Origin of the sequence: Stenotrophomonas sp. a6, assembly GCF_030913325.1 — a bacterium.
Classification (GTDB): domain Bacteria; phylum Pseudomonadota; class Gammaproteobacteria; order Xanthomonadales; family Xanthomonadaceae; genus Stenotrophomonas; species Stenotrophomonas maltophilia.
Window position 1 is genome coordinate 4,279,509 of the sequence record NZ_CP133161.1, and the last position, 24,273, is coordinate 4,303,781.

Annotated in this window: 21 protein-coding genes and 1 tRNA gene; 14 read left to right on the forward strand and 8 right to left on the reverse strand. The window is 67.6% G+C overall.

The window, feature by feature from the left end:
- Nucleotides 1-113 precede the first annotated feature (113 nt).
- A complete protein-coding gene (locus Q9Q79_RS19580; protein ID WP_201861617.1) occupies nt 114-863 on the reverse strand; it encodes a ferredoxin--NADP reductase in 750 nt (249 codons plus the stop codon).
- 84 nt (nt 864-947) lie between these two features.
- On the opposite strand from Q9Q79_RS19580, the gene Q9Q79_RS19585 reads away from it, so the two are divergent.
- The 5 genes from Q9Q79_RS19585 to Q9Q79_RS19605 all read left to right on the forward strand — a co-directional run bounded on the left by Q9Q79_RS19585 (nt 948) and on the right by Q9Q79_RS19605 (nt 6,077).
- Entirely contained in the window at nt 948-1,916 is a 969-nt protein-coding gene (locus tag Q9Q79_RS19585) for an ABC transporter ATP-binding protein (protein ID WP_005411567.1), read from the forward strand.
- Complete coding sequence (locus Q9Q79_RS19590; RefSeq protein ID WP_005411568.1) at nt 1,913-2,704, forward strand: ABC transporter permease; 792 nt, start codon at nt 1,913-1,915, stop codon at nt 2,702-2,704. Before Q9Q79_RS19585 ends, Q9Q79_RS19590 begins: the two co-directional genes overlap by 4 nt.
- A 366-nt stretch (nt 2,705-3,070) precedes the next feature.
- On the forward strand, nt 3,071-3,838 hold the full coding sequence (locus tag Q9Q79_RS19595; RefSeq protein WP_201861616.1) for a hypothetical protein: 768 nt from the start codon (nt 3,071-3,073) through the stop codon (nt 3,836-3,838).
- 377 nt (nt 3,839-4,215) lie between these two features.
- The gene (panE, locus tag Q9Q79_RS19600; RefSeq protein WP_005411570.1) at nt 4,216-5,154 is read left to right on the forward strand and encodes a 2-dehydropantoate 2-reductase; all 939 of its coding nucleotides are present in this window, start codon (nt 4,216-4,218) and stop codon (nt 5,152-5,154) included.
- Nucleotides 5,151-6,077, forward strand: a complete 927-nt coding sequence (locus tag Q9Q79_RS19605; protein WP_286244719.1) for an epimerase — start codon at nt 5,151-5,153, stop codon at nt 6,075-6,077. Before panE ends, Q9Q79_RS19605 begins: the two co-directional genes overlap by 4 nt.
- A 78-nt stretch (nt 6,078-6,155) precedes the next feature.
- On the opposite strand, the gene Q9Q79_RS19610 is transcribed toward Q9Q79_RS19605, so the two are convergent.
- A complete protein-coding gene (locus Q9Q79_RS19610; RefSeq protein WP_053443855.1) occupies nt 6,156-6,953 on the reverse strand; it encodes a TatD family hydrolase in 798 nt (265 codons plus the stop codon).
- A gap of 67 nt (nt 6,954-7,020) precedes the next feature.
- Between Q9Q79_RS19610 and hrpB the strand changes: the two genes are divergently transcribed.
- Nucleotides 7,021-9,525, forward strand: coding sequence for an ATP-dependent helicase HrpB (gene hrpB, locus Q9Q79_RS19615; protein WP_201861615.1), 2,505 nt, complete (start codon nt 7,021-7,023; stop codon nt 9,523-9,525).
- Between the two features lie 211 nt (nt 9,526-9,736).
- Nucleotides 9,737-10,111: a hypothetical protein gene (locus Q9Q79_RS19620; protein ID WP_005411574.1), complete on the forward strand. Its 375-nt coding sequence runs from the start codon at nt 9,737-9,739 to the stop codon at nt 10,109-10,111.
- 90 nt (nt 10,112-10,201) lie between these two features.
- On the opposite strand, the gene Q9Q79_RS19625 is transcribed toward Q9Q79_RS19620, so the two are convergent.
- The 3 genes from Q9Q79_RS19625 to Q9Q79_RS19635 form a co-directional block, all read right to left on the reverse strand.
- Complete coding sequence (locus tag Q9Q79_RS19625; protein WP_012481576.1) at nt 10,202-10,741, reverse strand: pseudouridine synthase; 540 nt, start codon at nt 10,739-10,741, stop codon at nt 10,202-10,204.
- A 64-nt stretch (nt 10,742-10,805) separates the two neighbouring features.
- A complete protein-coding gene (locus Q9Q79_RS19630; protein ID WP_012481577.1) occupies nt 10,806-11,072 on the reverse strand; it encodes a hypothetical protein in 267 nt (88 codons plus the stop codon).
- 95 nt (nt 11,073-11,167) lie between these two features.
- Nucleotides 11,168-12,025 carry a class I SAM-dependent methyltransferase gene (locus Q9Q79_RS19635; RefSeq protein WP_005411577.1) on the reverse strand — a complete coding sequence of 286 codons (858 nt, stop codon included), beginning with the start codon at nt 12,023-12,025 and terminating at the stop codon, nt 11,168-11,170.
- 169 nt (nt 12,026-12,194) lie between these two features.
- Here Q9Q79_RS19635 and Q9Q79_RS19640 point away from each other — a divergent pair, with 169 nt between their 5' ends.
- The 4 genes from Q9Q79_RS19640 to Q9Q79_RS19655 all read left to right on the forward strand — a co-directional run bounded on the left by Q9Q79_RS19640 (nt 12,195) and on the right by Q9Q79_RS19655 (nt 16,633).
- Nucleotides 12,195-13,151, forward strand: coding sequence for an aldo/keto reductase (locus Q9Q79_RS19640; protein WP_012481579.1), 957 nt, complete (start codon nt 12,195-12,197; stop codon nt 13,149-13,151).
- 649 nt (nt 13,152-13,800) lie between these two features.
- Nucleotides 13,801-13,874 (forward strand) — tRNA-Thr (locus Q9Q79_RS19645).
- Between the two features lie 357 nt (nt 13,875-14,231).
- Nucleotides 14,232-15,356: a slipin family protein gene (locus Q9Q79_RS19650; protein WP_005411579.1), complete on the forward strand. Its 1,125-nt coding sequence runs from the start codon at nt 14,232-14,234 to the stop codon at nt 15,354-15,356.
- Nucleotides 15,357-15,412: 56 nt separating this feature from the next.
- Nucleotides 15,413-16,633: an RtcB family protein gene (locus Q9Q79_RS19655; protein WP_076739692.1), complete on the forward strand. Its 1,221-nt coding sequence runs from the start codon at nt 15,413-15,415 to the stop codon at nt 16,631-16,633.
- A gap of 95 nt (nt 16,634-16,728) precedes the next feature.
- Here Q9Q79_RS19655 and Q9Q79_RS19660 read toward each other — a convergent pair whose 3' ends face one another.
- Nucleotides 16,729-17,634 carry an NAD(P)/FAD-dependent oxidoreductase gene (locus Q9Q79_RS19660; RefSeq protein WP_043034464.1) on the reverse strand — a complete coding sequence of 302 codons (906 nt, stop codon included), beginning with the start codon at nt 17,632-17,634 and terminating at the stop codon, nt 16,729-16,731.
- Nucleotides 17,624-18,079 (reverse strand): Rrf2 family transcriptional regulator, encoded by a 456-nt coding sequence (locus tag Q9Q79_RS19665; protein ID WP_024958520.1) that lies wholly within the window; start codon nt 18,077-18,079, stop codon nt 17,624-17,626. Before Q9Q79_RS19665 ends, Q9Q79_RS19660 begins: the two co-directional genes overlap by 11 nt.
- Nucleotides 18,080-18,261: 182 nt before the next feature.
- Between Q9Q79_RS19665 and Q9Q79_RS19670 the strand changes: the two genes are divergently transcribed.
- On the forward strand, nt 18,262-20,382 hold the full coding sequence (locus tag Q9Q79_RS19670) for a methyl-accepting chemotaxis protein (protein WP_043034463.1): 2,121 nt from the start codon (nt 18,262-18,264) through the stop codon (nt 20,380-20,382).
- Nucleotides 20,383-21,103: 721 nt separating this feature from the next.
- Here the strand turns inward: Q9Q79_RS19670 and Q9Q79_RS19675 are convergent.
- On the reverse strand, nt 21,104-22,006 hold the full coding sequence (locus Q9Q79_RS19675) for a LysR family transcriptional regulator (RefSeq protein WP_005411584.1): 903 nt from the start codon (nt 22,004-22,006) through the stop codon (nt 21,104-21,106).
- Between the two features lie 105 nt (nt 22,007-22,111).
- On the opposite strand from Q9Q79_RS19675, the gene Q9Q79_RS19680 reads away from it, so the two are divergent.
- Complete coding sequence (locus Q9Q79_RS19680) at nt 22,112-23,326, forward strand: MFS transporter (protein ID WP_188246428.1); 1,215 nt, start codon at nt 22,112-22,114, stop codon at nt 23,324-23,326.
- Nucleotides 23,327-23,451: 125 nt separating this feature from the next.
- A complete protein-coding gene (dkgB, locus tag Q9Q79_RS19685) occupies nt 23,452-24,261 on the forward strand; it encodes a 2,5-didehydrogluconate reductase DkgB (protein ID WP_188246427.1) in 810 nt (269 codons plus the stop codon).
- Nucleotides 24,262-24,273: the final 12 nt, after the last annotated feature.

A 24,273-nucleotide genomic window follows, 5' to 3' on the forward strand; every position in this document is an offset into this window, starting at 1 on the left:
TTGGAGTTGCCGGCCAGCGGCCGGCACTACCAGGGTTCGTGGGGCTGCCCGGCCAGCGACCGGCACTACCAGGGTTCGTGGGGCTGCCGGCCAGCGGCCGGCACTACCCTGACTTACTTGCTGCTGACGTACTTCTCGCGGCGGATCTGCGGGTTGCCCAGGCCGGCGGCCTTCAGCAGCTCGGCACAGGCATCGACCATGTCCGGGTTGCCGCACAGGTAGGCGATGTCGGTGGCCGGGTCCGGCGTTAAGCCGGCCAGCGCCTGCTGCACGTAGCCGTGCTGTACGTCCGGGTGCGGATCAGCCGGGAGTTCACGCGACAGGCACGGAACATAACGGAAGTTCGGGTGCTTTTCGGCGAAGCTGTAAAAATCTTCGCTGTACAGCAGCTCGCCCGGGCTGCGCGCGCCCTGCAACAGCACGATCTGCACACCGCGTTCGGCCATGGCCTTTTCCAGCAGCGGCAGCATCGAGCGGTACGGGGTAACGCCGGTACCGGTGGCGATCAGCAGGTAACGGGCGTTGTGGTCACCGGGATTCAGGCAGAACCGGCCATAGGGGCCGGACGCACTGATCTGGCCGCCCTGCTCCAGTGCCTCGAACAGGGCCGTGGCGGCGCCACCGGGCACGAAACTGACGGCGATATCCACCGCCTCGCCTGGGCCCAGCGCGTGGTCGTGGATGGTCGCCAGCGAGTAGCTGCGCTTGGTTTCGGTGCCGTCGGCGTAGCTGAAATGGACCTGGATGAACTGGCCGGGCTGGAAATCCAGCGGCTGCCCATCGTCACGCACGAACTGGTAGTGGCAGACGGTCGGGGCCAGCATGCGGCAGCCGACCAGCTTGAGGGGGAATTGAACAGGCACGACTTTTCGGGACAGTGTGTAGCCGGGGCAAGCCCTCGGGGTCTTCTATAATAGCCCCTCCCCGCCCCTCTCCAGCGCCAGCCCATGGGCGCGAAGGCTTCGAGCTTGGCATCCCAGAACGATACGGCGCCCGCCCTGCGCGTGCGCGACCTGCGCAAGACCTACGACAACGGCACCCAGGCCCTGAAGGGGGTTTCCCTGGAAGTGGCCCCGGGCGACTTCTTCGCCCTGCTCGGCCCCAATGGCGCCGGCAAGTCGACCCTGATCGGCATCATCAGCTCCCTGGTCAACCTCAGTGAGGGCCAGGTGGAAGTGTTCGGCAGCGACCTGGTGCGCAACCGCAGCGCCACCATGCGCCTGATCGGGCTGGTGCCCCAGGAAATCAACTTCAACCTGTTCGAGAAGCCCTTCGACATCCTGGTGAACTACGCCGGCTTCTATGGCGTACCGCGCGAGGAAGCCGAGCAGCGCGCCGAAGAGGAACTGAAGCGCGCGCACCTGTGGGAAAAGGCACAGGTGATGAGCCGCACGCTGTCCGGCGGCATGAAGCGCCGGCTGATGATCGCCCGCGCGATGATGACCCGCCCGCGCCTGCTGATCCTGGACGAGCCGACCGCCGGCGTGGACATCGAGATCCGCCGCGACATGTGGCGCGTGCTGAAGGAGATCAATGCCGCAGGCACCACGATCATCCTTACCACGCACTACCTGGAAGAGGCCGAGTACCTGTGCCGCCACCTGGCGATCATCAACCATGGCCAGATCGTCGAGCAGGGGCCGATGCGCACCCTGCTGGCCAAGCTGGACGTGGAGGGCTTCCTGCTGGACATCGACGGTGACCTGCCGGCACAGCTGCCGGTGATCGAAGGTGCGACGCTGACCGCGCCGGACCCGCACACGCTGGACATCGACATGCCGCGCGCAATGGACCTCAACCGCGTGTTCGCCACGCTCAACGAGGCCGGTATCCGCGTGCGTTCGATGCGTACCAAGAGCAACCGCCTGGAGGAGCTGTTCGTGCGCCTCACCGGCAACCTGGAGAAGCCTGCATGAGCACCACCGAGCTGACCGACGGCCAGCGCAACCGCATCGCGCTGATGACCATCGTGCGCCGCGAAGTCGCCCGCATCATGCGCATCTGGGGCCAGACCCTGGTGCCACCGGCGATCACCATGACCCTGTACTTCCTGATCTTCGGCAACCTGATCGGGTCGCGCGTGGGTGACATGGGCGGCTACACCTACATGCAGTTCATCGTGCCGGGCCTGGTGATGATGAGCGTGATCCAGAACAGCTACGGCAACATCAGTTCCTCGTTCTTTGGCGCCAAGTTCGGCCGTCACGTGGAAGAACTGCTGGTCAGCCCGATGCCGAACTGGGTGATCCTGTGGGGCTACGTGGCCGGTGCGGTGCTGCGCGGCCTGATGGTGGGCGTGATCGTGCTGATCATCGCGATGTTCTTCACCCCTGTGCGCATCCCGCACCCGCTGGTGATGCTGACCACGGTGATCCTGGGCGCGACGATCTTCTCGCTGGCCGGCTTCATCAACGCGGTGTATGCGAAGAAGTTCGATGACGTGGCGATCGTGCCGACCTTCATCCTGACCCCGCTGACCTACCTGGGTGGCGTGTTCTATTCGGTGAAGCTGCTGCCGGGCTGGGCCGAAGCGGCCACGCACGCCAACCCGATCTTCTACATGGTCAACGCGTTCCGCTATGGCCTGCTGGGCAGCAGCGATGTACCGCTGCCGGTGGCCTACGGCCTGATGATCGGTTTCGTGGTGGTGCTGACGGCGTTGGCGCTGTGGCTGCTGCGTCGCGGCGTGGGCATGCGCAGCTGAGTTTTGCCTGCAGGGCCTGCGGCCCTGCACCCGCCGAATCAACGGCAACGGCAACGGCAACGGCAACGGCAACGGCAACGGCAACGGCAACGGCAAAAGCAACGGCAAAAGCTGACTATCCGGGGGATGGCGGGGTGGGTCCGGTTGCGGGGGACGCCGTGAATCCGTCCATGGAGGCTTGGCCGCGGCATCCATGCCGCGGACACCCCCGCAACCGGACCCACCCCGCCTTCGACAGATTGCCGCTGCTGTTGGTGGGTGTCGACCTTGGTCGACACGATGGATCCACGCCATGCGTGAATGGAGCGTTCACGGTAAGGCCGACGCCCGGATCTTTTCGTTCGGGATTGCGGCTAGGCTGTGGCGATGAAGATCACTTCCATTCCATTGGACAAGGCCGTGTCGGACGGCCCCATCGATGCCTTCAGCCATGCGTTGCTGGGCGATTCGCCCACGCTGGATGAGGTGCTGGAATACCTGGCGTCACTACAAACGGCTGATCCCCGGTATCGCTACCTGTGCACGCTCGATGATGTCGGCCAATGCCGCTACACCAGCATGCATGCGTCCGACGACGCGCGCATCGCGCTGTACGAGGACGAAGATCCGGAAACCCCCGAAGACGCGTTGGCGGCACGCGAGCGGTTGCTGGCGCATGTGGTCGCGCAGCTCGAGCATTCCTCTCATCGGCTGGAATGGAGCGCGCTGCCGGGCACGCTGATGTGCAGCGACGAGGACATCGAGGCGCTGGTCGCCGCCAATGCAACGCCGGACCTCATCGTCGACGAGGTGGTCTGCGTGCAACAGGTGCCGGTGGACCGCGATGACCTGCTGATCGCCGCCCTGCCCAACGGTTACTTCAGCGCGGACTGGGACATCTTCCAGAATCACGCCCTGATCCGGCACCTGCAGGAACACCATGACTACCGCTTGTTCGGACTCGGCGCATCGTGGCTCGGCTTCCAGCGCGACAGCGCGCCGTCGCCTGCACAGGCAAATGCGTTGGTCGCGGACCTGCAGCGCGTCTACGCGGCCGGAACGCATGACACGTGGTCAAAACTGGCTGCAACCCTGGCCACCCGCACCACACTGCTGTTGGGCTACACCGAAGACTTCAGCGAACAACTGCCCTGAGCACCGCTCTACACGAGCGAGCGCAGCGAGCGACCCGCTTTCGCTCTTGATCTGCTTTCCGTGGTGGCCGCACCCGGAAACTGTCAGGGGTCGTGTGCGATGGGCTCGCGGGGGTATCCGCGCCATGGATGGCGCGGCTAAGCCCCCAGGGGTGAGGGCGCTTTGCTTGCGAAGCATTGCTTCGCAAGCGCCCGAACGCACAGCCGCCAGCGGCTGGGCCGGACCGCGGAGCGGGGTTCACGGCGTCCCCCGCGAACCCATCGCACACGACCCAGCTCATGAAACCAACTGCGCGAACCACCACGAGGGGCTCCGCCGTTGGCCGTAATCTCCGGCACAATCGCAGATCTGATTCCCCAGAAAGCGGTGAACGTGCAATGCGCATCCTGATCCTCGGCGCCGGCGGTACCGGCGGTTACTTCGGTGGTCGCCTGGCCCAGGCCGGCGTGGACGTGACCTTCCTCGTGCGCCCCGCGCGCGCCGCACAGCTGGACCGCGATGGCCTGGTCATCCGCAGCCCGCTCGGCGATGCCAGCTTCCCGGTGCAGCACGTCACCGCCGATGCGCTGCCCGCATTGGCCGCGCAGAAGCCGTTCGATCTGGTCATCCTCAGCTGCAAGGCCTACGACCTCGACAGCTCGATCGACGCCATTGCTCCAGCCGTGGGCGCGAACACCACCGTGCTGCCGATCCTCAACGGCCTGCACCACTACAACGCGCTGGACCTGCGCTTCGGCCGCGACGCCGTGCTCGGCGGCCTGTGCTTCATCAGCGCCACCAAGGCCCCCGACGGTGCGGTGCTGCACCTGGGCAAGCCGGCCAAGCTCACCTTCGGCGAGCGCGATGGCGGCGCGGCGTCCGCACGCGTGCGTGCCTTCGCCGCTGCCTGCGCGCAGGCCCATCTTGATCACCTGGCGAGCGAACACATCGGCCAGGAACAGTGGATCAAGTACACCTTCCTGACCGCGCTGGCCGCTGCGACCTGCCTGCTTCGCGCGGATATCGGCACCATCGTCGCCACCGATGATGGCGAGGCGATCGTGCGCGGCCTGTACGACGAATGCCTGGCCGTGGCCGAAGCTGCCGGTGAGCCGATTCCCGATGCCGCGCAGGACACCGCACGCGGCACCCTCACCCAGGCCGGCTCTGCATTGAAGGCGTCGATGCTGCGGGATCTGGAAGCAGGCCAGCAGGTAGAGGCCGAACAGATCGTCGGCGACATGCTGGCGCGTGCACGCAAGGCCGATCAGGAAGCCCTGTTGCTGCAGGTCGCCTACAGCAGCCTGCAGGCCTACCAGGCACTGCGCGGCGCGTGAGCATCCCGTTGCCGGCCAGTGCGCTGCCTACGCGGGTGCTGATCCTCGGTATGGGCTGGAGCGGATGCGTGCTGGCCACGCAGCTGCAGGCACGGGGAGTGCACGTCGTCGGCACGGTGCGTGACCCCTCGTCGGCGCCGGACGATGGCCTGCTGCGGCATCAGCTGCGCGCCGACGCGCCACCTTCGTCAGCCCTGCTCGATGAGATTGCACAGGCGGAGTTCGTGCTGTGCAGCGTACCGCCAGATGCCGAGGGCGACCCGGCACTGCGTCTGCTGCTGCCGGCACTGCAGGACAGCCCGGCACTGCGCTGGGTGGGCTATCTGTCATCCACGTCGGTGTATGCCGACCGGGCCGGCGGCTGGGTTGACGAGCGCAGCGCAGCCGATGCCACTGAAGCAGCCGGCGTGCAGCGCCTGCGTGCCGAAGCGCAATGGCGTGCGCTTGCAGAAGAACGTGGCATTGCCTCTGCGGTGTTCCGCCTGCCTGGCCTGTACGGTCCCGGACGCAACGCACTGCTGCAATTGGCCGAAGGCCGTGCCCGCCATGTGATTCGGCCGGGCCTGGTGTTCAATCGCCTGCACGTAGAGGATCTTGCGGCAGTGATCATCGCGGCGATGCAGCGACCGACCCACCAGGGCCTGTACCTGCCCAGCGACGACGAACCGGCACCACCACAGGATGTGCTGGCCTTCGCCGCGCAGCTGGCCGGGCTTGCGATGCCGCCGGCCGTGGCCTGGGACGATCCAGCGCTGAGCCCGACGCTGCAGCGCTTCTACCAGAGCAACAAGCGCATCGACAGCCGTGGCACGCGTGCGGCGCTGGGGTGGGCACCACGGTTTCCGACGTATCGGGAAGGACTGCAGGCGCTGGCCGCTTCGCTCGCCGGGCATGGCCCGGCGCTACCGGACAGCGCTTTGTAGAGCCGAGCCCATGCTCGGCTGCTCTTTGCGTCTTTCGCGCTGCGCGCGATAAGCCGAGCATGGGCTCGGCTCTACGGATCAACCCACCTCGGGCAGGCGGAAGAACGCACGCGTGGCCGCCGTGGCGTTGGCCGCCGTCACCGCCACGTCCTCGCCACGGTCGCGCGCCAGCTCTTCCACGATGTGCGAGAGGAACATCGGCTCGTTGCGGCGATCCTTCGGCATCGGCTTCAGCGTGCGCGGCAGCAGGTACGGGGCATCGGTCTCGATCATCAGGCGGTTGGCCGGGATGTTCTTCACCAGTTCGCGCAGGTGCGCGCCACGGCGCTCGTCACACAGCCAGCCGGTGATGCCGATGTACCAGTCCTGGTCCAGGTAGTCGAACAGTTCGTCGCGTTCGCCGGTGAAGCAATGCACCACCGCCGGGCCGATGCGGCCTTCGAAGTTCTTCATCTGTGCCATGAAATCGGCATGCGCATCGCGCTGGTGCAGGAACAGCGGCTTTCCATTCTCAGCGGCCAGCTGCAGCTGTCGCTCGAAGGCGCGGTGCTGAGCCGGGCGCGGCGAGAAATCACGGAAGTAGTCCAACCCACACTCCCCCACCGCCACTACTTCCGGGTGGGCATGCAGCGCGCGCATCTCGGCATCGCATTCCTCGGTGTACTCCACCGCGTGATGCGGGTGCACGCCGGCCGTTGCGTACAGGAAGCCCGGATGCTGCTGGGCCAGCTGCACCGCCAACGGCGAGTGCTCGCGGCTGGCACCGGTGATGACCATCTGCACCACGCCGGCCTGCCGTGCGCGGTCCAGCACGGCATCGCGGTCGCGGTCGAAGGAGTCGTGGGTCAGGTTGGCGCCGATATCGATCAGGTGCATGGTCATCGCGGGGGAAAAGTGCCCGCGCATTGTACCTGCGGCCGCCATGGCCCCTTATTCTTTGCCCATGAATGCCCCGCTCTTCCCGATTTCCCCGCTGCTGCCGCAGATCCAGCAGCACCTGGCCGTGCAGCCACGGCTGGTGCTGGAAGCCCCGCCCGGCGCCGGCAAGACCACCCAGGTACCACTGGCCCTGCTCGAAGCGCCATGGCTGCAAGGCCGGAAAATCATCCTGCTGGAGCCGCGCCGGGTCGCCGCACGCAGCGCCGCGCTGTTCATGGCACGGCAGCTGGGCGAAGAGGTCGGCGGCACGGTCGGCTACCGCATCCGCTTCGAGAACAAGGTCTCGGCACGCACCCGCATTGAAGTCGTCACCGAAGGCATCCTGACCCGCATGCTGCAGGACGACCCGATGCTGGAAGAGGTCGGTGCGATCCTGTTCGACGAATTCCACGAGCGCCATCTCAGCGGTGACCTCGGCCTGGCGCTGGCGCTGGACGTGCAGGCGCAGCTGCGCGATGACCTGCGCCTGGTAGTGATGTCGGCCACGCTGGATGGCGAGCGCCTGGCACGCTTCCTCGATGCGCCGCGGCTGAGCAGCGAGGGCCGCAGCTACCCGGTGACGGTCAGCCATTTCCCGGCGCGCCGCGATGAGACGCTGGAACTGCAGGTGCGCCGCGCGGTGCAGCAGGCCCTGGCCGATCACCCCGGTGACCTGCTGGTGTTCCTGCCCGGCCAGCGCGAGATCGCGCGGGTGCAGGCTGGCCTGCAGGAATCGCTGGATGCCGGCGTCGAAGTACTGGCCCTGCATGGTGAGCTGCCGGTGGAACAGCAGGCGCGCGTGCTGCAGGCCGCCAGCGATGGCCGCCGCCGCGTGGTGCTGGCCACCAACGTGGCCGAGTCGTCGGTGACCCTGCCCGGCGTGCGCGTGGTGATCGACAGCGGCCAGGCACGCGAACCGCGCTACGACCCCAACAGCGGCTTCACCCGGCTGGACGTGGTGTCCATCGCCCAGGCGTCGGCCGACCAGCGCGCCGGTCGCGCCGGTCGCGTGGCCGAAGGCGTGGCCTGGCGGCTGTGGCCGCAGTCGCAGCGATTGGAGCCGCAGCGCCGCGCCGAGATCGGCCAGGTGGAACTGGCCGGACTGGCACTGGAACTGGCCGCCTGGGGCAGCAGCGACCTGCGCTTCCTCGATCCGCCACCTGCCGGCCCGATGGGCGCCGCCCGCGAACTGCTGCAGCGGTTGGGCGCATTGTCCAGCAGTGGTGCGATCACCGCACTCGGCCGCCGCGTACTGGCGCTGGGTACGCACCCACGGATGGCGGCGATGCTGCTGGCCGCGCCCGATGCACGTTCGCAGGCGCTGGCCGCCGATCTGGCCGCGCTGCTGGAAGCGCGCGATCCGCTGCGCCAGGGCGGTGACGCGCTGGCGAGCCGCTGGCGCGCACTGGCCGCGTTCCGCAATGGCCGCACACCGGGCGATGCCAACCGCAGCGGGCTGGCCGCCATCGATGCCGCCGCCAAGCAGTGGCGTCGCCGCCTGCGCTGCGAAGCCACGCCGCCGGCCAGCATCGAGGCCCATGAGCTGGGTGACCTGCTCGCTCACGCCTTCCCTGATCGGATCGGCTTCCAGCATCCCGGCGATCCACTGCGTTACCTGCTGGCCAATGGGCGCAGCGCGCGCCTGCACGAGCTGAGCGACCTGCGTGGCGAACCTTGGCTGGTGGCCAGCGAGCTTCGCTTTGAGGCACGCGATGCGCTGCTGCTGCGTGCCGCACCGGTGGACGAAGGCCAGCTGCGCAGGGCGTGGCCGGAGCGCTTCGTCACCGAAGACGTGGTGCGCTGGGACAGCGAGCGCCGCGCCCTGGTGGCCCTGCGCGAGACCCGTTTCGACCGGATCGTGTTGGACAGCCGCTCGGCCGGCCGGGTCGATCCGCAGCACGCCGCGCAGGCACTGACCGATGCGGTGGCCGAGCTCGGCCTGCAGGCGCTGCCGTGGACCGAAGGCCTGCGCCAGTGGCAGGCACGGGTGGAATCGCTGCGCCGCTGGATGCCCGAGCTCGGCCTGCCCGACTGCAGCGACGACGCCCTGCTGGCCAACCGTGCGCAGTGGCTGCAGCCCGCGTTCGCCGGCAAGACGCGACTGGATGCGCTGGACGAATCCAGCTTTGGCGAAGCGCTGAAATCGCCACTGGAGTGGTCACAACGGCAGCTGGTCGAACGCCACGCACCGACCCGCATCACCGTGCCGTCCGGACTGGAGCGGCCGATCACCTATGCGCTGGACAGCGAGAGCGGCGATCCGCTGCCGCCGGTGCTGGCGGTGAAGCTGCAGGAACTGTTCGGCCTGGCCGACACGCCGCGCATCGCCGATGGCCGCGTGCCGCTGACCCTGCACCTGCTTTCCCCCGGTGGCCGCCCGCTGCAGGTCACCCAGGACCTGCGCAACTTCTGGGAAAGCACCTACGCCGAAGTGAAAAAGGAGATGAAGGGCCGTTACCCGCGCCACCCATGGCCGGATGATCCGTGGACGGCGACGGCCACGCACCGGGCCAAGCCGCGCGGAACCTGAAGGGCGGGGTCGGATCCCATTGCATCGCGATGGGCTCTGACCCCAGGCGTGGCGCTGGGGTCAGAGCCGTTTCCCAACGGAAAGGGATCCGACCCACCCTGCCTGATCCTGAATGGCTACGCTAAAGTCACACCGCCTGCGTCCCCGACTGACATACCGTTTACGGGCAACACGCGACACTGGACTTCGACCCGAGGCAAAGGACCCCCGCATGAGCAAGCTGACCGTAATCACCGACCGCGCTCTGGAGCGCGCCCTGGAGCTGGCCCACACCGCCGGCGATGGCCTGAAGAGCGCCGGTGGCAGCCTGCGCAACGCGGACTGGATCAAGACCGGCGCCGCCCTCGGCGCAGTGAAGACCGGCGGCAAGGTCGCCACCAAGTTCGCCCGCCGCAACCCGGCCGTGACCATTGCCGCGGCTGCCGTCGGCGTCGGCCTGCTCGGCTATGCGCTGTACCGCAAGCAGCAGAAGAAGAAGGCTGCCAATGGCCACGTGGTGAATGGGCAGGCGCAGCGCATCAACGCACGCGACCGCCGCAACGACACCGTGGTGGACGAGCACAGCGATATCGGCAGCGACGCCTGAGTGTGACCAACCGGGTCAGAGCCCTTCCTGCGGAAGGGATCTGACCCCGAGCCGGGGCCGGATGCCGCGAGGTATCCGGCCCTTTCTGTTTCAACCGATCTGCCGCCACTGCCCCGGCTGCAGGTCGTCCAGCCGGTAGGGCCCCATTGCCACCCGCACCAGCCGCAGCGTTGGCAGGTTCACTGCCGCGGTCATGCGCCGCACCTGGCGGTTGCGGCCCTCGCGGATCGTGATCGCCAGCCAGGCATCGGGCACGGTCTTGCGGAAGCGCACCGGCGGATCGCGTGTCCACAGCGACGGCGCCGGATCGAGGCGCTCGATCTTCGCCGGCAAGGTCGGCCCGTCGTTCAGCTCGACGCCGTCGCGCAGCTGTTGCAGCTGCTCATCGCTGGGCGTGCCTTCCACCTGCACCCAGTAGGTCTTGTCGGCCTTGTGCCTGGGATCGGTGAGCTTGTGCGCCAGCGTGCCGTTGTCAGTCAGCAGCAGCAGCCCCTCGCTGTCATGGTCCAGGCGGCCCGCGGCATACACGCGCGGCGGCAGGCCGAACCCGGCCAGCGTCGGCCGCGCCGGCACGCTGCGGTCGGTGAACTGGCAGAGCACGTTGAAGGGCTTGTTGAAGGCGATCAGCATTGCGGGCACGGCAGTCGGCGGGTGGGGCATTGTCCCATTCCCGCATCGCCGCCGCGATCACCACTCAGCCGAAGACCTTCCTTTCCATCAACAGCGCAACGAGCACCACCACGGCGCCGCACGTGGCGGCAGCGTTGGCGCGATACCGTAGCCGCGCTACCGGTGGGCAGGCCCTGCGCGCACGTTCGTCCCACAGGCAGCCCACGAGCAGCACCGCAAAACCTGCCGCCGCCACGAGATCATGCACGTGACCCGCATGGAACACGAAGTCGTACAACCGCGGCAGCGCCATCAATGCGAAGGCGAAGTACAGCACTTTCTTCAACAGCACACTCCATTGGTGGCAGCGCCGGGCATTGCCCGGCCGCTACCCATTCCGCCCAACACCGCGCTGCGCGCTCACCAAGCACGGCCCGGCGCCCCGCTTTACGGCTTGATGAAGCGCAGGGTCATGCGGTCGCTTTCGCCGATCGCCTGGTACTTCGCCTCGTCGGCCTTGTCGTGCTGGTTGGTCGGCGGCAGCGTCCACACGCCGTTCGGGTGGTCCTTGGTGTCGCGCGGGTTGGCGTTGACCTCGCTGCGCGCGTCCAACCTGAAGCCGGCGGCCTCGGCCATCGCGATCACCTGCTGCTGGCCGACATAGCCGGTGTCATCGTCGTCGGCCACGTCGGCCTTGGCGCGGTGCTCGACCACGCCCAGCACGCCGCCCGGCTTGAGCACGTTGAAGAAGCCCTGGAACATGCCCTGCGCCTGGCCGGCCTTGCGCCAGTTGTGCACGTTGCGGAAGGTCAGCACCACATCGGCTGAACCGGCCGGGCCGAACACCGGCTTGGCCGGATCGTAGGCCACCACGGCAGTCTTGCCGAACTGTGCCGGTGCAGCGGCGTACTTCTTTTCCAGGCTGTCGCGGCTGCGCTGCTGGTAGTCACGGCCGCGGCCTTCGGGCACCGCCATCGGATCGACCACCGCAGCAACGTAGTGGCCCTTGTCGTGCAGCAGCGGCGCCAGGATCTCCGAGTACCAGCCGTTGCCGGGGGTGATCTCGATGACGGTCTTTTCCGGCGTCACTTTGAAGAACGACAGCGTCTGCGCCGGGTGGCGGAAGCCGTCGCGCTTGACGTTGTTGGCATCACGGGTGGGTGCCTTCACCGCCGCGTCGATGGCCGGCGACACCTGGATCTTCGCCGGCGCCACCGTGGCCGGTGCGGCGAACGCGGGAACAGCGGCAAACAGGGCCGAAGCAAGCAGCAGGCGGCAACCACGCAGGGACGAAGCAGGCATCATCGGAGCGACTCCAGCGGAAGATGCGGCGAGACTAGCAGCCGCGGCGTCCCAGGTGTTCACAAAACGTTAGCTGCGTGCGTATCGCGGAACACTGTTTTGTGGTCGCCGCCGCAGCACGGTCACACTACGCGTTTTATTCTGGAGCACTTCCCCCAAGGAGTCCGTGCCCATGACGGCAACCCGCGAACTGGGCCGTTCCGGCCTGCATGTACGTCCGCTCGCCTTCGGTGGCAACGTGTTCGGCTGGAGCGCCGATGAGAAGGCCAGCTTCGCCCTGCTCGATGCCTTCGTCGACGCCGGCTTCAACCTGGTCGACACCGCCGATGTGTATTCGGCCTGGGTGCCGGGCAATGCCGGCGGCGAATCGGAGACGCTGATCGGCAAGTGGTTTGCCCGCAGCGGCAAGCGCGACAAGGTGGTGCTGGCGACCAAGGTGGCCAAGTGGGCCGAACGCCCCGGCCTGACCCCGGACAACATCAATGCGGCGGTCGAGGATTCGCTGCGCCGCCTGCAGACCGACGTGATCGATCTGTACCAGGCCCACGAGGATGACGAGTCGACGCCGCTGGAAGCGACCCTGGCTGCTTTCGGCCGGTTGATCGAAGCTGGCAAGGTGCGTGCGATCGGTGCTTCCAACTACAGCGCCACGCGCCTGGCCGATGCGCTGAAGGTGTCCACCGACTACAAGCTGCCGCGTTACGAAACCCTGCAGCCGGAGTACAACCTGTATGACCGCGCCGGCTACGAAAAGGAACTGGAACCGCTGGTGCAGCGCGAACAGATCGGCGTGATCGGCTACTACGCGCTGGCCAGTGGCTTCCTCAGCGGCAAGTACCGCACGCCGGCCGATGCGGCCAAGAGCCCGGCGCGTGGCGAGAACGTGGTGAAGCGCTATCTGAATCCGCGTGGCCTGCGCATCCTGCAGGCACTGGATGACGTGGCCAGCAAGCACAACGCCAGTGCCGCGCAGATCGCACTGGCGTGGCAGATCGCACGGCCGTCGATCACCGCGCCGATCGTCAGCGCCACCAGCGTCGAGCAGCTGCACGATCTGCTGGCGGCGGCCAACGTGTCGCTGAGCGTGCAGGATGTCGCGCAGCTGGATGCCGCCAGCGCCGAAGCGTGAGGGCCGGTAGTGCCGGCCGCTGGCCGGCATTGCACGCATACCCAAGAAAATAATTGCACAAAATGGTTGCGCACGACTAAATCGTGGTTTATCGTGCGCACCTCGTTTCAACAACCACTGGAAACTTCCCTTGAACGCGCATTCCGTCGCCATCGCCAAACTGCTGCCATGCCTGCGCATGGACGGGCCGGCGCGCGCGTTCGGCAAGGAAGACCAGCTGACAACGGCCTGATACCCGCCCTGCGGAGATCGGCCACCCCGATCTCCGAGGCCTGACGACGCCCTCGGAACGCAAGTCCCGGGGGCGTTTTCGTTTGCGTCGACACAAGGACCCGCGATGCCAGAACTGCACCCCGCGCGGCGACCCGCCGCTCACTGACCCAGGCTTTTCCCGCCCCGCCGAAGGATTTACTTCGCGCGACTGGCAGCGCCTGGACATTATCTGCATCGCATCAGAACATTATCGCTCGCCGATAATGTCGGTGGCCTGCACCCTCGATTATCCAACGGCCCCGTTTCAACCACGGGCTGGTGCGCGCGGCGTTGCCGTGGCGTATGCCGGAGGTCGCGGACATGCCATCGCCTGGATCGCCTGCTGGAGGCAGGCACCGGTTCGCCGGTACGCGGTTCGATTCCGCGCGGTCCCCAACTGGATAGCTCAGCTTGGTCAGAGCAACGGATCCGTAATCCGTCTGTCGTGGGTTCGATTCCCACTCCAAACCACATGACCTGTCACGTCATGACTTGAAGCAACACCCGGGGCGCAAGCCCCAGCGGCCATCGTCGCCGTCCACCGACATCGCCTTCGGGCAGGAACGTGGAAGGCAACGGACCGCACGCCGGGCCCCGGCCCGCCGCCACTGCCAGCCACGTTCCGCACCGGTGCTGCCTGCCGGGAACGACGATGGCAGCACTGCCGGCGCATCGAAGGCTCCGCGCGCGGACCGTCCGCCGATGGCCGCCCTCTTCCGCTGCCTGCACGTGATGTGCAGGCAGCCTCGCCACGACCGGATCGACCCGGGTCATGGCGATTCATCCGCAACGGGTCGAACCACCAGAGCCATACAAGGAGAGACTCCCATGTTCTGGACCATCAAGGTCGTGATCGGCGACGGCGAGCGCGGCCTGGTGTATCGCAACCGTCGTTTCCAGCAGATCCTGCTGCCGGGCGTGCACCGCCTGTCGCCGTTCGGCGGCCGGCCGCACGTGGACATCCACACTGCATCGAAGGGCGCGGCCTACACTGGCAGCGACCAGGACAGCCTGATCGAAGCGCTGGGCGCACAGCTGGACACGCACTTCGTGCTGGCCAACGTCGGCGCCAGCGAGGTCGGCCTGTTGCTGCGCAACGGCCGCATCGATGAAGTGCTGCCGCCGGGCAGCCGCCGTCTGTACTGGCGCGGTTCGGTCGATACCCAGGTGCAGGTAATGGCGTTGGGTGACGAGCCGCGCATTCCGGCGGACGTGCAGCAGCGGCTGGGCCAGCTGGGCGTGCTGCCGCGTGTGGCGGTGATCAGCACGGTGCCGAGCGAGTCGGTCGGCCTGCTGTTCATCGATGGCACGCTGCGGCAGACGCTGGACGCCGGCCTGCACGCGTTCTGGAACTTCAACGGCAACGTGTCGGTGGAGCGTGTGGAACTGCGTGCACGTTCACTGGACGTGTCCGGCCAGGAACTGCTCAGCCGCGACAAGGTGACCCTGCGGGTGAACCTGGCCGCGACCGTGCAGGTGGTCGACCCGGTGCGTGCGCACCGCACGCTCAGCAATGCCGATGAGTTCGTCTACCGGCAGCTGCAGTTCGGCCTGCGCCAGGCAATTGCCGCGCGCAGCTTGGACGAGCTGCTGGGTGACAAGGCGGCACTGGACGGCGAGATCGCTGCGCATGTGCAGGCGGCGATCGAAGGCCACGGCGTGCGCTTGCTCGGCGTCGGCATCAAGGACGTGATCCTGCCGGGCGAGATGAAGGAGATCCTCAACGGCGTGGTGCTGGCCGAAAAGCAGGCCCAGGCCAGCGTGATCCGTCGCCGCGAGGAGGCCAACGCCACGCGTTCGCAGCTCAACACCGCAAAGCTGATCGAGGACAACCCGGTGCTGATGCGCTTGAAGGAGCTGGAGGCACTGGAGAAGGTCACCGAGAAGATCGACACGCTCACCGTGTTCGGCGGCCTGGATGGCGTGCTGAAGCAGCTGGTGACGATCAGGTAGGGGGTAGCGGTGGCGCAGGGACGCGCCGCCGGCCCATCAAGGACAATAAAGAAGACATGGACACTCAACAGAACTATCAATGGCTGCATGCCGAGGGCACCACGCCGATCAAGGGCTGGGTCAACGGTGTGCCGCTGGAAGCGCAGGCGCATGAGCAGCTGCGCAACATCGCTGCGATCCCGTTCGTCGGGCCGTGGGTGGCCGTGATGCCGGACGTGCACCTGGGCAAGGGCGCGACCGTAGGCTCGGTGATCCCGACCCGCGGGGCGATCATCCCGGCCGCGGTCGGCGTCGACATCGGCTGCGGCATGGCGGCGGTGCGTACCACGCTGCGCGCCGATGACCTGCCCGATGACCTGCGGCAGCTGCGCAACAGCATCGAGCGCAGCATCCCGGTCGGCAATGGCCGTGGCGGCGAGCATCACCGCATGCCCGACAGCATCCACACCCGGCTGGTGCAGTCCGGGCTGGCCGCCGGCCTGGAGAAGATCAAGGACAAGCACCGCCGCATCCGCACCGACAAGCTGGACCGCCAGCTGGGTACGCTGGGCGGCGGCAATCACTTCATCGAACTGTGCCTGGACGAGACGGACACGGTGTGGGTGATGCTGCACAGCGGCTCACGCGGTACCGGCAACCTGATCGGCACCTACTTCATCGAGAAGGCGCGCGAGGAACTGGCCCGGCGCGTGCTGGGCTTCCACCTGCCGGACAAGGACCTGGCGTTCTTCATGGAAGGCGAGCCGCTGTTCGATGACTACGTCGAAGCGGTGTCGTGGGCGCAGGACTACGCCCGGCAGAACCGCGAGGCGATGATGTCGCGCGTGCTGGCCGAGATGCGCCACCGGCTGCCGAAGTTCCAGCTGGCAGCGATGGCGGTGAACTGCCACCACAACTACGTGCAGAAGGAGATGCACAACGGCCAGGAACTGCTGGTGACGCGCAAGGGCGCGGTCAGCGCGCGTGAGGGCGAGCTGGGCATCATTCCCGGCAGCATGGGCACGCGCAGCTACATCGTGCGCGGCAAGGGCAACGCGGACAGCTTCCACAGCTGCAGCCACGGCGCCGGCCGGGTGATGAGCCGTGGCACGGCGCGCCAGCAGATCACGCTGGCCCAGCACCGCGAGGCCACCGCGCATGTGGAATGCCGCAAGGACAGCGGCGTGCTGGACGAGTCACCGGCCGCGTACAAGTCGATCGACGATGTGATGGCCGCGCAGCTCGACCTCGTCGACGTGGTGCACACGCTGCGCCAGGTGCTGTGCGTGAAGGGGTAATGGAGCGGTGCCGGCCAAGGCCGGCCTCTACCAGAGCAACACGTGGCGTCGGGGGTCAGATCCCTTTCTGCGAAAGGGATCTGACCCCGGCACATTCAGCGCGGCACGCTGTCCTCGGCCACCAGCGCATGGTGCACGCCGATGCCCGCGCGCACGCCTTCGGCCATGGCCAGGGTGATGTTGCCCACCGTGGTCGCATCGCCTGCGGCATACACGTTCGGCACCGAGGTGTGCTTCATCGCATCGACCTCGATCAGCACGCCCAGCGGGCTCTCGACCAACGTGCAGCCCAGCTGCTGCACCAATGGCGTGGCCATCGCCTGGGTGGCCGGCACGAACAACGCACGCTGGGCGATTCGGCGGCCGTCGGCCAGCTCCACTTCCAGCCAGGTCGGCTGGTCGCCCTGCACGCCCAGCACGGGTGACGTCTCGATCTGCACGCCGCGCTGCTGCATGGCGGCGCGTTCCTCATCCGTGATGTCCAGTCCCATGCTGAAGAACGTGACATTGCCCCAGTCCGCGAACAGCGGCGCCTTGCTGGCGGACATCGGATGACCGCCAAGCAGGCCAATGGCACCACCACCCACTTCATAGCCATGACAGTACGGGCAGTGCAGCACGGTGCTGCCCCAGCGCTCGGCGAGGCCCGGCAACGCCGGCAACTGGTCGGCAACACCGCTGGCGAGCAGCAGCTTGCGCGCGGCCAGCACCTGGCCATCGGCGGTGCGGACTTCCACGCCTTCGGCGCTGGCGGTGGCCTGCACGGCTTCGGCATGCACCCAACGCACCGTGGGGTAGTCCAGCAGCTGCTGGCGCGCCGTCTTCAGCAGCTCGGCGCCACTGATGCCATCCAGCCCGAGCACCCCGTGCGAATGACTGGCGAAACGGTTGCGCGGCGAACCTGCGTCGATGACGGTGACCGGGCGACGGGCACGGGCCAGGATCAGGCCGGCGGCAATGCCGGCATAGCTGCCGCCGACGATGAGCACATCAGGATTCATGGTGACCTTCCAGGGAACGGTGATGGGCGAGATGGCGGGCGAAGTCGGCGCCGAGCTGGTCCAGCGTGGTCGCCTGCAGCCGCGCTTCGAGCAGGCGCTGCGCTTCGCGCGCCCCTTCGAGCAGGGCGCTGTTGACCAGCCGCTGGATCGGGCAGCCACCGCCGGAGTCGCGGGCGCCGACCTGGACCAGCGGTGGTGCGCCCACCGCCAGGTAGATGTCATGCAGGGTGATCGCCGCGGCGTCGCGTGCCAGCAGGCTGCCGCCGCCGTGGCCGCGGGTGCTGCGCACCAGGCCGGCCTTGTGCAGCTGTGCCAGCAGGCGACGGATCACCACCGGATGCGTCGGCAGGCAGGACGCCAGCTGCTCGGACGTACGCGGGGCGGCATGGCCGACCAGGTGCGCCATCACATGCAGGGCGTCAGACAGTGGATTTGCGGATTTCATGTAACAACGATAGTTACATTTAAATTCTCTGTCGAGGGTCTTCTTTCGTTCCATATGGACACATTTGTCCTATGAAACATCCCCTTCACATCACTAAACGAAACGGTAATGTGATGAGCGTCGCACTTCAGACGCATGGGGACAGGTCGATACCGCATTGCCCCTTCCCGAGAGTCCCTTCCATGAAAGCGTCTGTCCGTGCTCCGCGCCTGCAGTCCAAGCTGCTCGGCGCGGTTTCCGTTGGTCTGGCCGTGGTCCTGCTGTGCGCATTGGCGGGCCTGGCCTCCGCCTGGTTGAAGTTGTCCACCGAGGTTCCACCCGAAGTCGCGCACAGCCGCGACGCCGAACGCCTGCAGCGCGAGTTCCGCGGCCAGGTGCAGGAATGGAAGAACGTGCTGCTGCGCGGCCACGACGACGCGCTGCGCCAGCGCCATCTGGACGCCTTTGACAGCGAGGGCCGCCTGGTCGAGCAGCTGGCCAGGGGCCTCGTAGCCAGCCCGGACATACGCACGCGCGAACTGGCGCAGTCCTTCATCGGCCTGCACACGCAGCTGCAGAAGGACTACCACGCCGCCCTGCAGGCGTTTGCGGAAGCCGGCTACGATCCCGCCGCCGGCGACAATCTGGTGCGTGGCAAGGACCGCCCGGTGGCGACCGCACTGGATGCGCTGAGCACGCATGCCACGCAGGTGGCCGAAGCAACCGTAGCGGCGCGGTCGCAGCAGGCGCGGCAGACCCTGCTGCTGTGCGCGGCGCTGACCGTGCTGGCCGCCGTGTTGCTGCTGATGGGCCTGGCCTGGTGGCTGCGGCGCGCGGTGGTGCAGCCGGTGCTGGCGGTGGAAGCCGCTGCGCGTGCCGTGGCCGCCGGTGATCTGCAGCACGTGGTGCAGGTGCGCAGCCGCGACGAGATCGGTCGCCTCGCGCAGGCGATGCAGGCGGTGCAGTCCACGCTGCGCGGCGTACTGGACGCACAGGCGACGATGGCGCAGGCGCATGACGCCGGCACCATCAGCCATCGCATGGATGCCAGTGCGTTCCCGGGCGCGTTCGGCACCATGGTGGCCGACTGCAACACGCTGGTTGACGCGCACATCCAGGTGAAGATGCGCGCGATCTCGATCATGGGCCGCTATGCCGTCGGTGACCTCAGCCAGGACATGGAACGCCTGCCCGGCGAAAAGGCCGTGATCACCAACGCGTTGGATACGGCCAAGGCCAATCTCGGCATGATCAACGGCGAGATCCGCCGCCTGGCCGAAGCCGCCGCCGCCGGTGACTTCGGCCAGCGCGGCGACAGCGCACGCTTCGAGCATGATTTCCGCGCAATGGTCGACGGCTTGAACCGATTGATGCAGACCACCGAACTGAACCTCGGCGAGGTCTCCAGCATGCTGCGCGCGATTGCCGATGGCCGCCTCGGCGCGCGCATGCACGGTGATTTCCAGGGCGTGTTCGCGCGTATCGCCGGCGACGCCAACACCACCGCTACGCAGCTGGCAACCATCGTCACCGACATCAAGCACGCCTCCGGCAACATCCACACGGCGGCGGCGGAGATCGCCGCCGGCAACAACGATCTGTCGCGCCGTACCGAACAGCAGGCCGCCAACCTGGAAGAGACGGCGGCATCGATGGAGGAACTGACCTCCACCGTGCGCCAGAACGCCGAGCATGCGCGCCAGGCCAACCAGCTGGCGATCGGCGCGCACACCGTTGCCTCTCACGGCGGCAGCGTGGTCGGCCAGGTGGTGACGACGATGGGCGCGATCGAAACCTCGTCGCGGCAGATCGCCGAGATCATCAGCGTGATCGACGGCATCGCCTTCCAGACCAACATCCTGGCGCTGAACGCCGCGGTGGAAGCGGCACGCGCCGGCGAGCAGGGCCGCGGCTTCGCGGTGGTTGCCAGCGAAGTGCGCACCCTGGCACAGCGTTCGGCGGCAGCCGCGAAGGAGATCAAGGCGTTGATCGAAGCGTCGGTGGAACAGGTCGGCCACGGTGCACGGCGCGTGCGCGAGGCCGGTGACACCATGGCCGAGATCGTGGCGTCGGTGCAGCGTGTCACCGACATCATGGCCGAGATCTCCGCCGCCTCGCAGGAGCAGAGCGCGGGCATCGAACAGGTCAGCCAGACCGTGATCCAGATGGACGGCACCACCCAGCAGAATGCCGCGCTGGTGGAAGAAGCCAGCGCCGCCGCGCGCAGCCTGGAGCAGCAGGCGAACCGGTTGATCGACGCGGTGGATGTGTTCGATCTGTCGACCACCGCCGCAGCGAAGGACGCGCTGGCGCGCGCGGCCTGATTGATCCGGTTGCCGGCCAGCGGCTGGCAACCCCGCCACCACATGGGTAGCGCCCGACCGTTGGTCGGGCGATGGCAGGGGCCGTGCGGACCAACGGTCCGCACCCACCGTAACCTGCGGTAGTGCCGGCCGCTGGCCGGCAACCCCATCACCACATGGGTAGCGCCCGACCGTTGGTCGGGCGATGGCAGGGGCCGTGCGGACCAACGGTCCGCACCCACCGTAACCTGCGGTGGTGCCGACCGCTGGCCGGCAACCCCACCACCACATGGGTAGCGCCCGACCGTTGGTCGGGCGATGGCAGGGGCCGTGCGGACCAACGGTCCGCACCCACCGTAACCTGCGGTAGTGCCGGCCGCTGGCCGGCGACCCCACCACCACATGGGTAGCGCCCGACCGTTGGTGGGGCGATGGCAGGGGCCGTGCGGACCAACGGTCCGCACCCGCCGTAACCTGCGGTAGTGCCGGCCGCTGGCCGGCAACCCCATCACCACATGGGTAGCGGCCGACCGTTGGTCGGGCGATGGCAGGGGCCGTGCGGACCAACGGTCCGCACCCACCGTAACCTGCGGTAGTGCCGGCCGCGGGCCGGCGACCCCACCACCACATGGGTAGCGCCCGACCGTTGGTCGGGCGATGGCAGGGGCCGTGCGGACCAACGGTCCGCACCCGCCGTAACCTGCGGTAGTGCCGGCCGCTGGCCGGCAACCCCGCCACGACCTCAGCGCAGGTAATCGCTCCGCGCCATCGCTTCACCCAGGTAATCCAGGAACGAGCTGATCCGCGCCGACACCGCCGTGTTGCGGTAATACACCGCGTGGATCGGCTGGTACACATCCAGCGTCTGCGTCGCCAGCACCGGCACCAGAGTGCCGGCGGCGCGGTCGCGGTCGGTCACGAAGTCGGACAGGCAGGTGATGCCCACGCCTTCCACCGCCAGTCGGCGTAGTGTTTCGCCGCTGGACACCGCGATATCCGGACGCACCCGCAGCAGGCCATCGGCATCGCCCGGCAACGGCCAGTGATTCAACGATTCCGGTTCGTTGAAGCTGAGCAGGGTGTGCTGGCCCAGCGCGGCGACGCTGGCCGGTTCGCCGTGTGCCGCCAGGTAGGCCGGACTGGCCACCAGCCGCAGCTGGCAGCGACCCAACGGCCGCGCATGCAGGGTGGAGTCGGCCAGCGGCCCGATCCGGATCGCCAGATCGGTGCGCCGTTCCAGCAGGTCGATGTAGCGCTCGGAGCTGTTCAACTCCAGCTGCACCTCCGGGTAGCGCGCGCGGTACCCGGCCACCAGCGGCGCGATCACGTGCAGCACGAACGGCATCGCCGCATCCACGCGCAGGCGTCCGGCCGGGCGCTCGCGGCGGGCGGCCATCTGTTCCTCGGCGGACTCCACCGCATCGATGATCGCCCGTGCATGGCGCAGGTAGGCCTCGCCCTCTGCGGTCAGGTGCAGGCGGCGGGTGGTACGGGTCAACAGGGTGGTGCCGAGCTTGTCTTCCAGCCGCCCCAGCGCCCGGCTCACGCCCGACGGCGTCTGCCCCAGCTGTTCGGCGGCAGCACTGATCGACCCGCTGTCGATCACCGCGAGGAAGGCCTGCATTTCATCGAGAGTGGTCTTCATGCCTCCATTATTGACTGGGCGGCAATAGTGATTGGCGTGAAGACCGGTTTTTCGGCAAAGGTGCGCCGCGCACACTGCGCGCCTTCCTTCCCTCCGGAGCCGGCCATGATCCGTGGCATTCCCCTCGCCCTGCTGGCGCTGACCCTCGGTGCCTTCGCCATCGGTACCACCGAGTTCGTCATCGTCGGCCTGATTCCCACCATTGCCGCCGACCTGCAGGTCAGCCTGCCCTCGGCCGGCCTGCTGGTCTCTCTGTATGCCCTCGGCGTGGCCATCGGTGCGCCGGTGCTGACCGCGCTCACCGGCCGCGTACCGCGCAAGTCGCTGCTGGTGGCGCTGATGGTGCTGTTCACCCTCGGCAACGTCATCGCCTTCCTGGCGCCGGGCTACACCTCGCTGATCGTCGCGCGCATCCTCACCGGCCTGGCCCACGGCGTGTTCTTCTCGATCGGTTCGATCATCGCCACCGCGGTGGTGCCGAAGGAGAAGGCCGCCAGCGCGATCGCCATCATGTTCACCGGCCTGACCGTGGCGCTGGTGACCGGTGTGCCGCTGGGCACTTTCATCGGCCAGCACCTGGGCTGGCGCGCCACCTTCCTGGCGGTGGCCGGGCTCGGCGTGATCGCATTGCTGGGTGCGCTGCTGTTCGTGCCGCGCAGCGTGCCGCAGAGCGCGCCGTCCAGCTTCCGCCAGCAGCTGGCCGTGCTGGCCCAGCCGCGCCTGCTGCTGGTCTATGCGATGACCACGCTGGGTTATGGCGGGACCTTCCTGGCCTTCACCTACCTGGCGCCGATCCTGCAGGACGTCACCGGTTTCTCGGCCAATGCGGTCAGCCTGGTGCTGCTGGTGTACGGCGTGTCAGTGGCGATCGGCAACCTGTGGGGCGGGCGCATGGCGGACCGCATGGGCCCGGTGCCCGCGCTGAAGCGCATCTTCGCGCTGCTGGCCATCGTGCTGTTCGCGCTCACCTTCACCGCCTGGAACGCCTGGCTGATGCTGCTGACCGTGCTGGCGCTGGGCGCCGTGGCCTTCGGCAACGTGCCCGGCCTGCAGGTCTATGTGGTCAAGCAGGCGCAGCGCTATGCACCGCAGGCCACCGACGTGGCCTCGGGCCTGAACATCGCCGCCTTCAACATCGGCATCGCACTGGGCGCTTCGCTGGGTGGCCTGGTGGTGGAGCACGTCGGCCTGATGCACACGCCGTGGCTCGGCGCGCTGGTGGTACTGGGCGCCTATGCGCTGACCGTGCTCAGCGGGCGCCTGGACCGTCGTGATGGCATCGATGATCGTGCCGACGGCATCGCCGTGGCCGCGCATTGAGACAGGTCATGCCGTGCCGGCACCCTGCCGGTACGGTGGTGCAATGCACCGTTGCCGGCACGCATGCGGCCACTGGCCTACCCTTTGCCGGATATTCGCATCCCTCCCCTCTGCTGGAGCTCCCCATGACTGTCCCCGCCTTCGGTCTCGGCACCTTCCGCCTCAAAGACCAGACCGTGATCGACTCCGTGCGCAACGCGCTGGATGTCGGCTACCGCGCCATCGATACCGCACAGATCTACGGCAATGAAGCCGAGGTCGGCCAGGCCATTGCCGACTCCGGTGTGCCGCGCGATGAGATCTACCTGACCACCAAGGTCTGGATCATCGAGTTCAAGCGCGAAGCGCTGCTGGCCAGCCTGCGCACCAGCCTGGAGAAGCTGCGCACCGACCATGTCGACCTGGCACTGATCCACTGGCCGTCGCCGAACGACAAGGTCGACGTGCCGATGGAGGAGTACCTGACCGCACTGGCCGAGGCCAAGGCACAGGGCCTGACGAAGCAGATAGGCATCTCCAACTTCACCATCGCACAGACCCGCAAGGCGATCGGCATCCTCGGTGCAGGCGCCATCGCCACCAACCAGATCGAGATCCATCCGTACCTGCAGAACCGCCTGCTGGTGAAGTTCCTGCAGGACAACGGCATCCACATCACCGCCTACATGAGCCTGGCCTATGGCGAGGTGATCAAGGACCCGGTGATCCAGGCCATTGCCGGCCGCCACCAGGCCACTCCGGCGCAGATCGCGCTGGCCTGGGCGCTGCAGCAGGGCTTCTCGGTGATCCCGTCGTCGACCAAGCGCGAAAACCTGTCGGGCAACCTGGAAGCAGCAGCGATCCGCCTGACCGACGAAGACATGGCGCAGATCGCCAAGCTGGACCGCGGCCATCGCCTGGCCAACCCGGAAGGTATCGCCCCGGCCTGGGATTGATCCCGCTGCGGT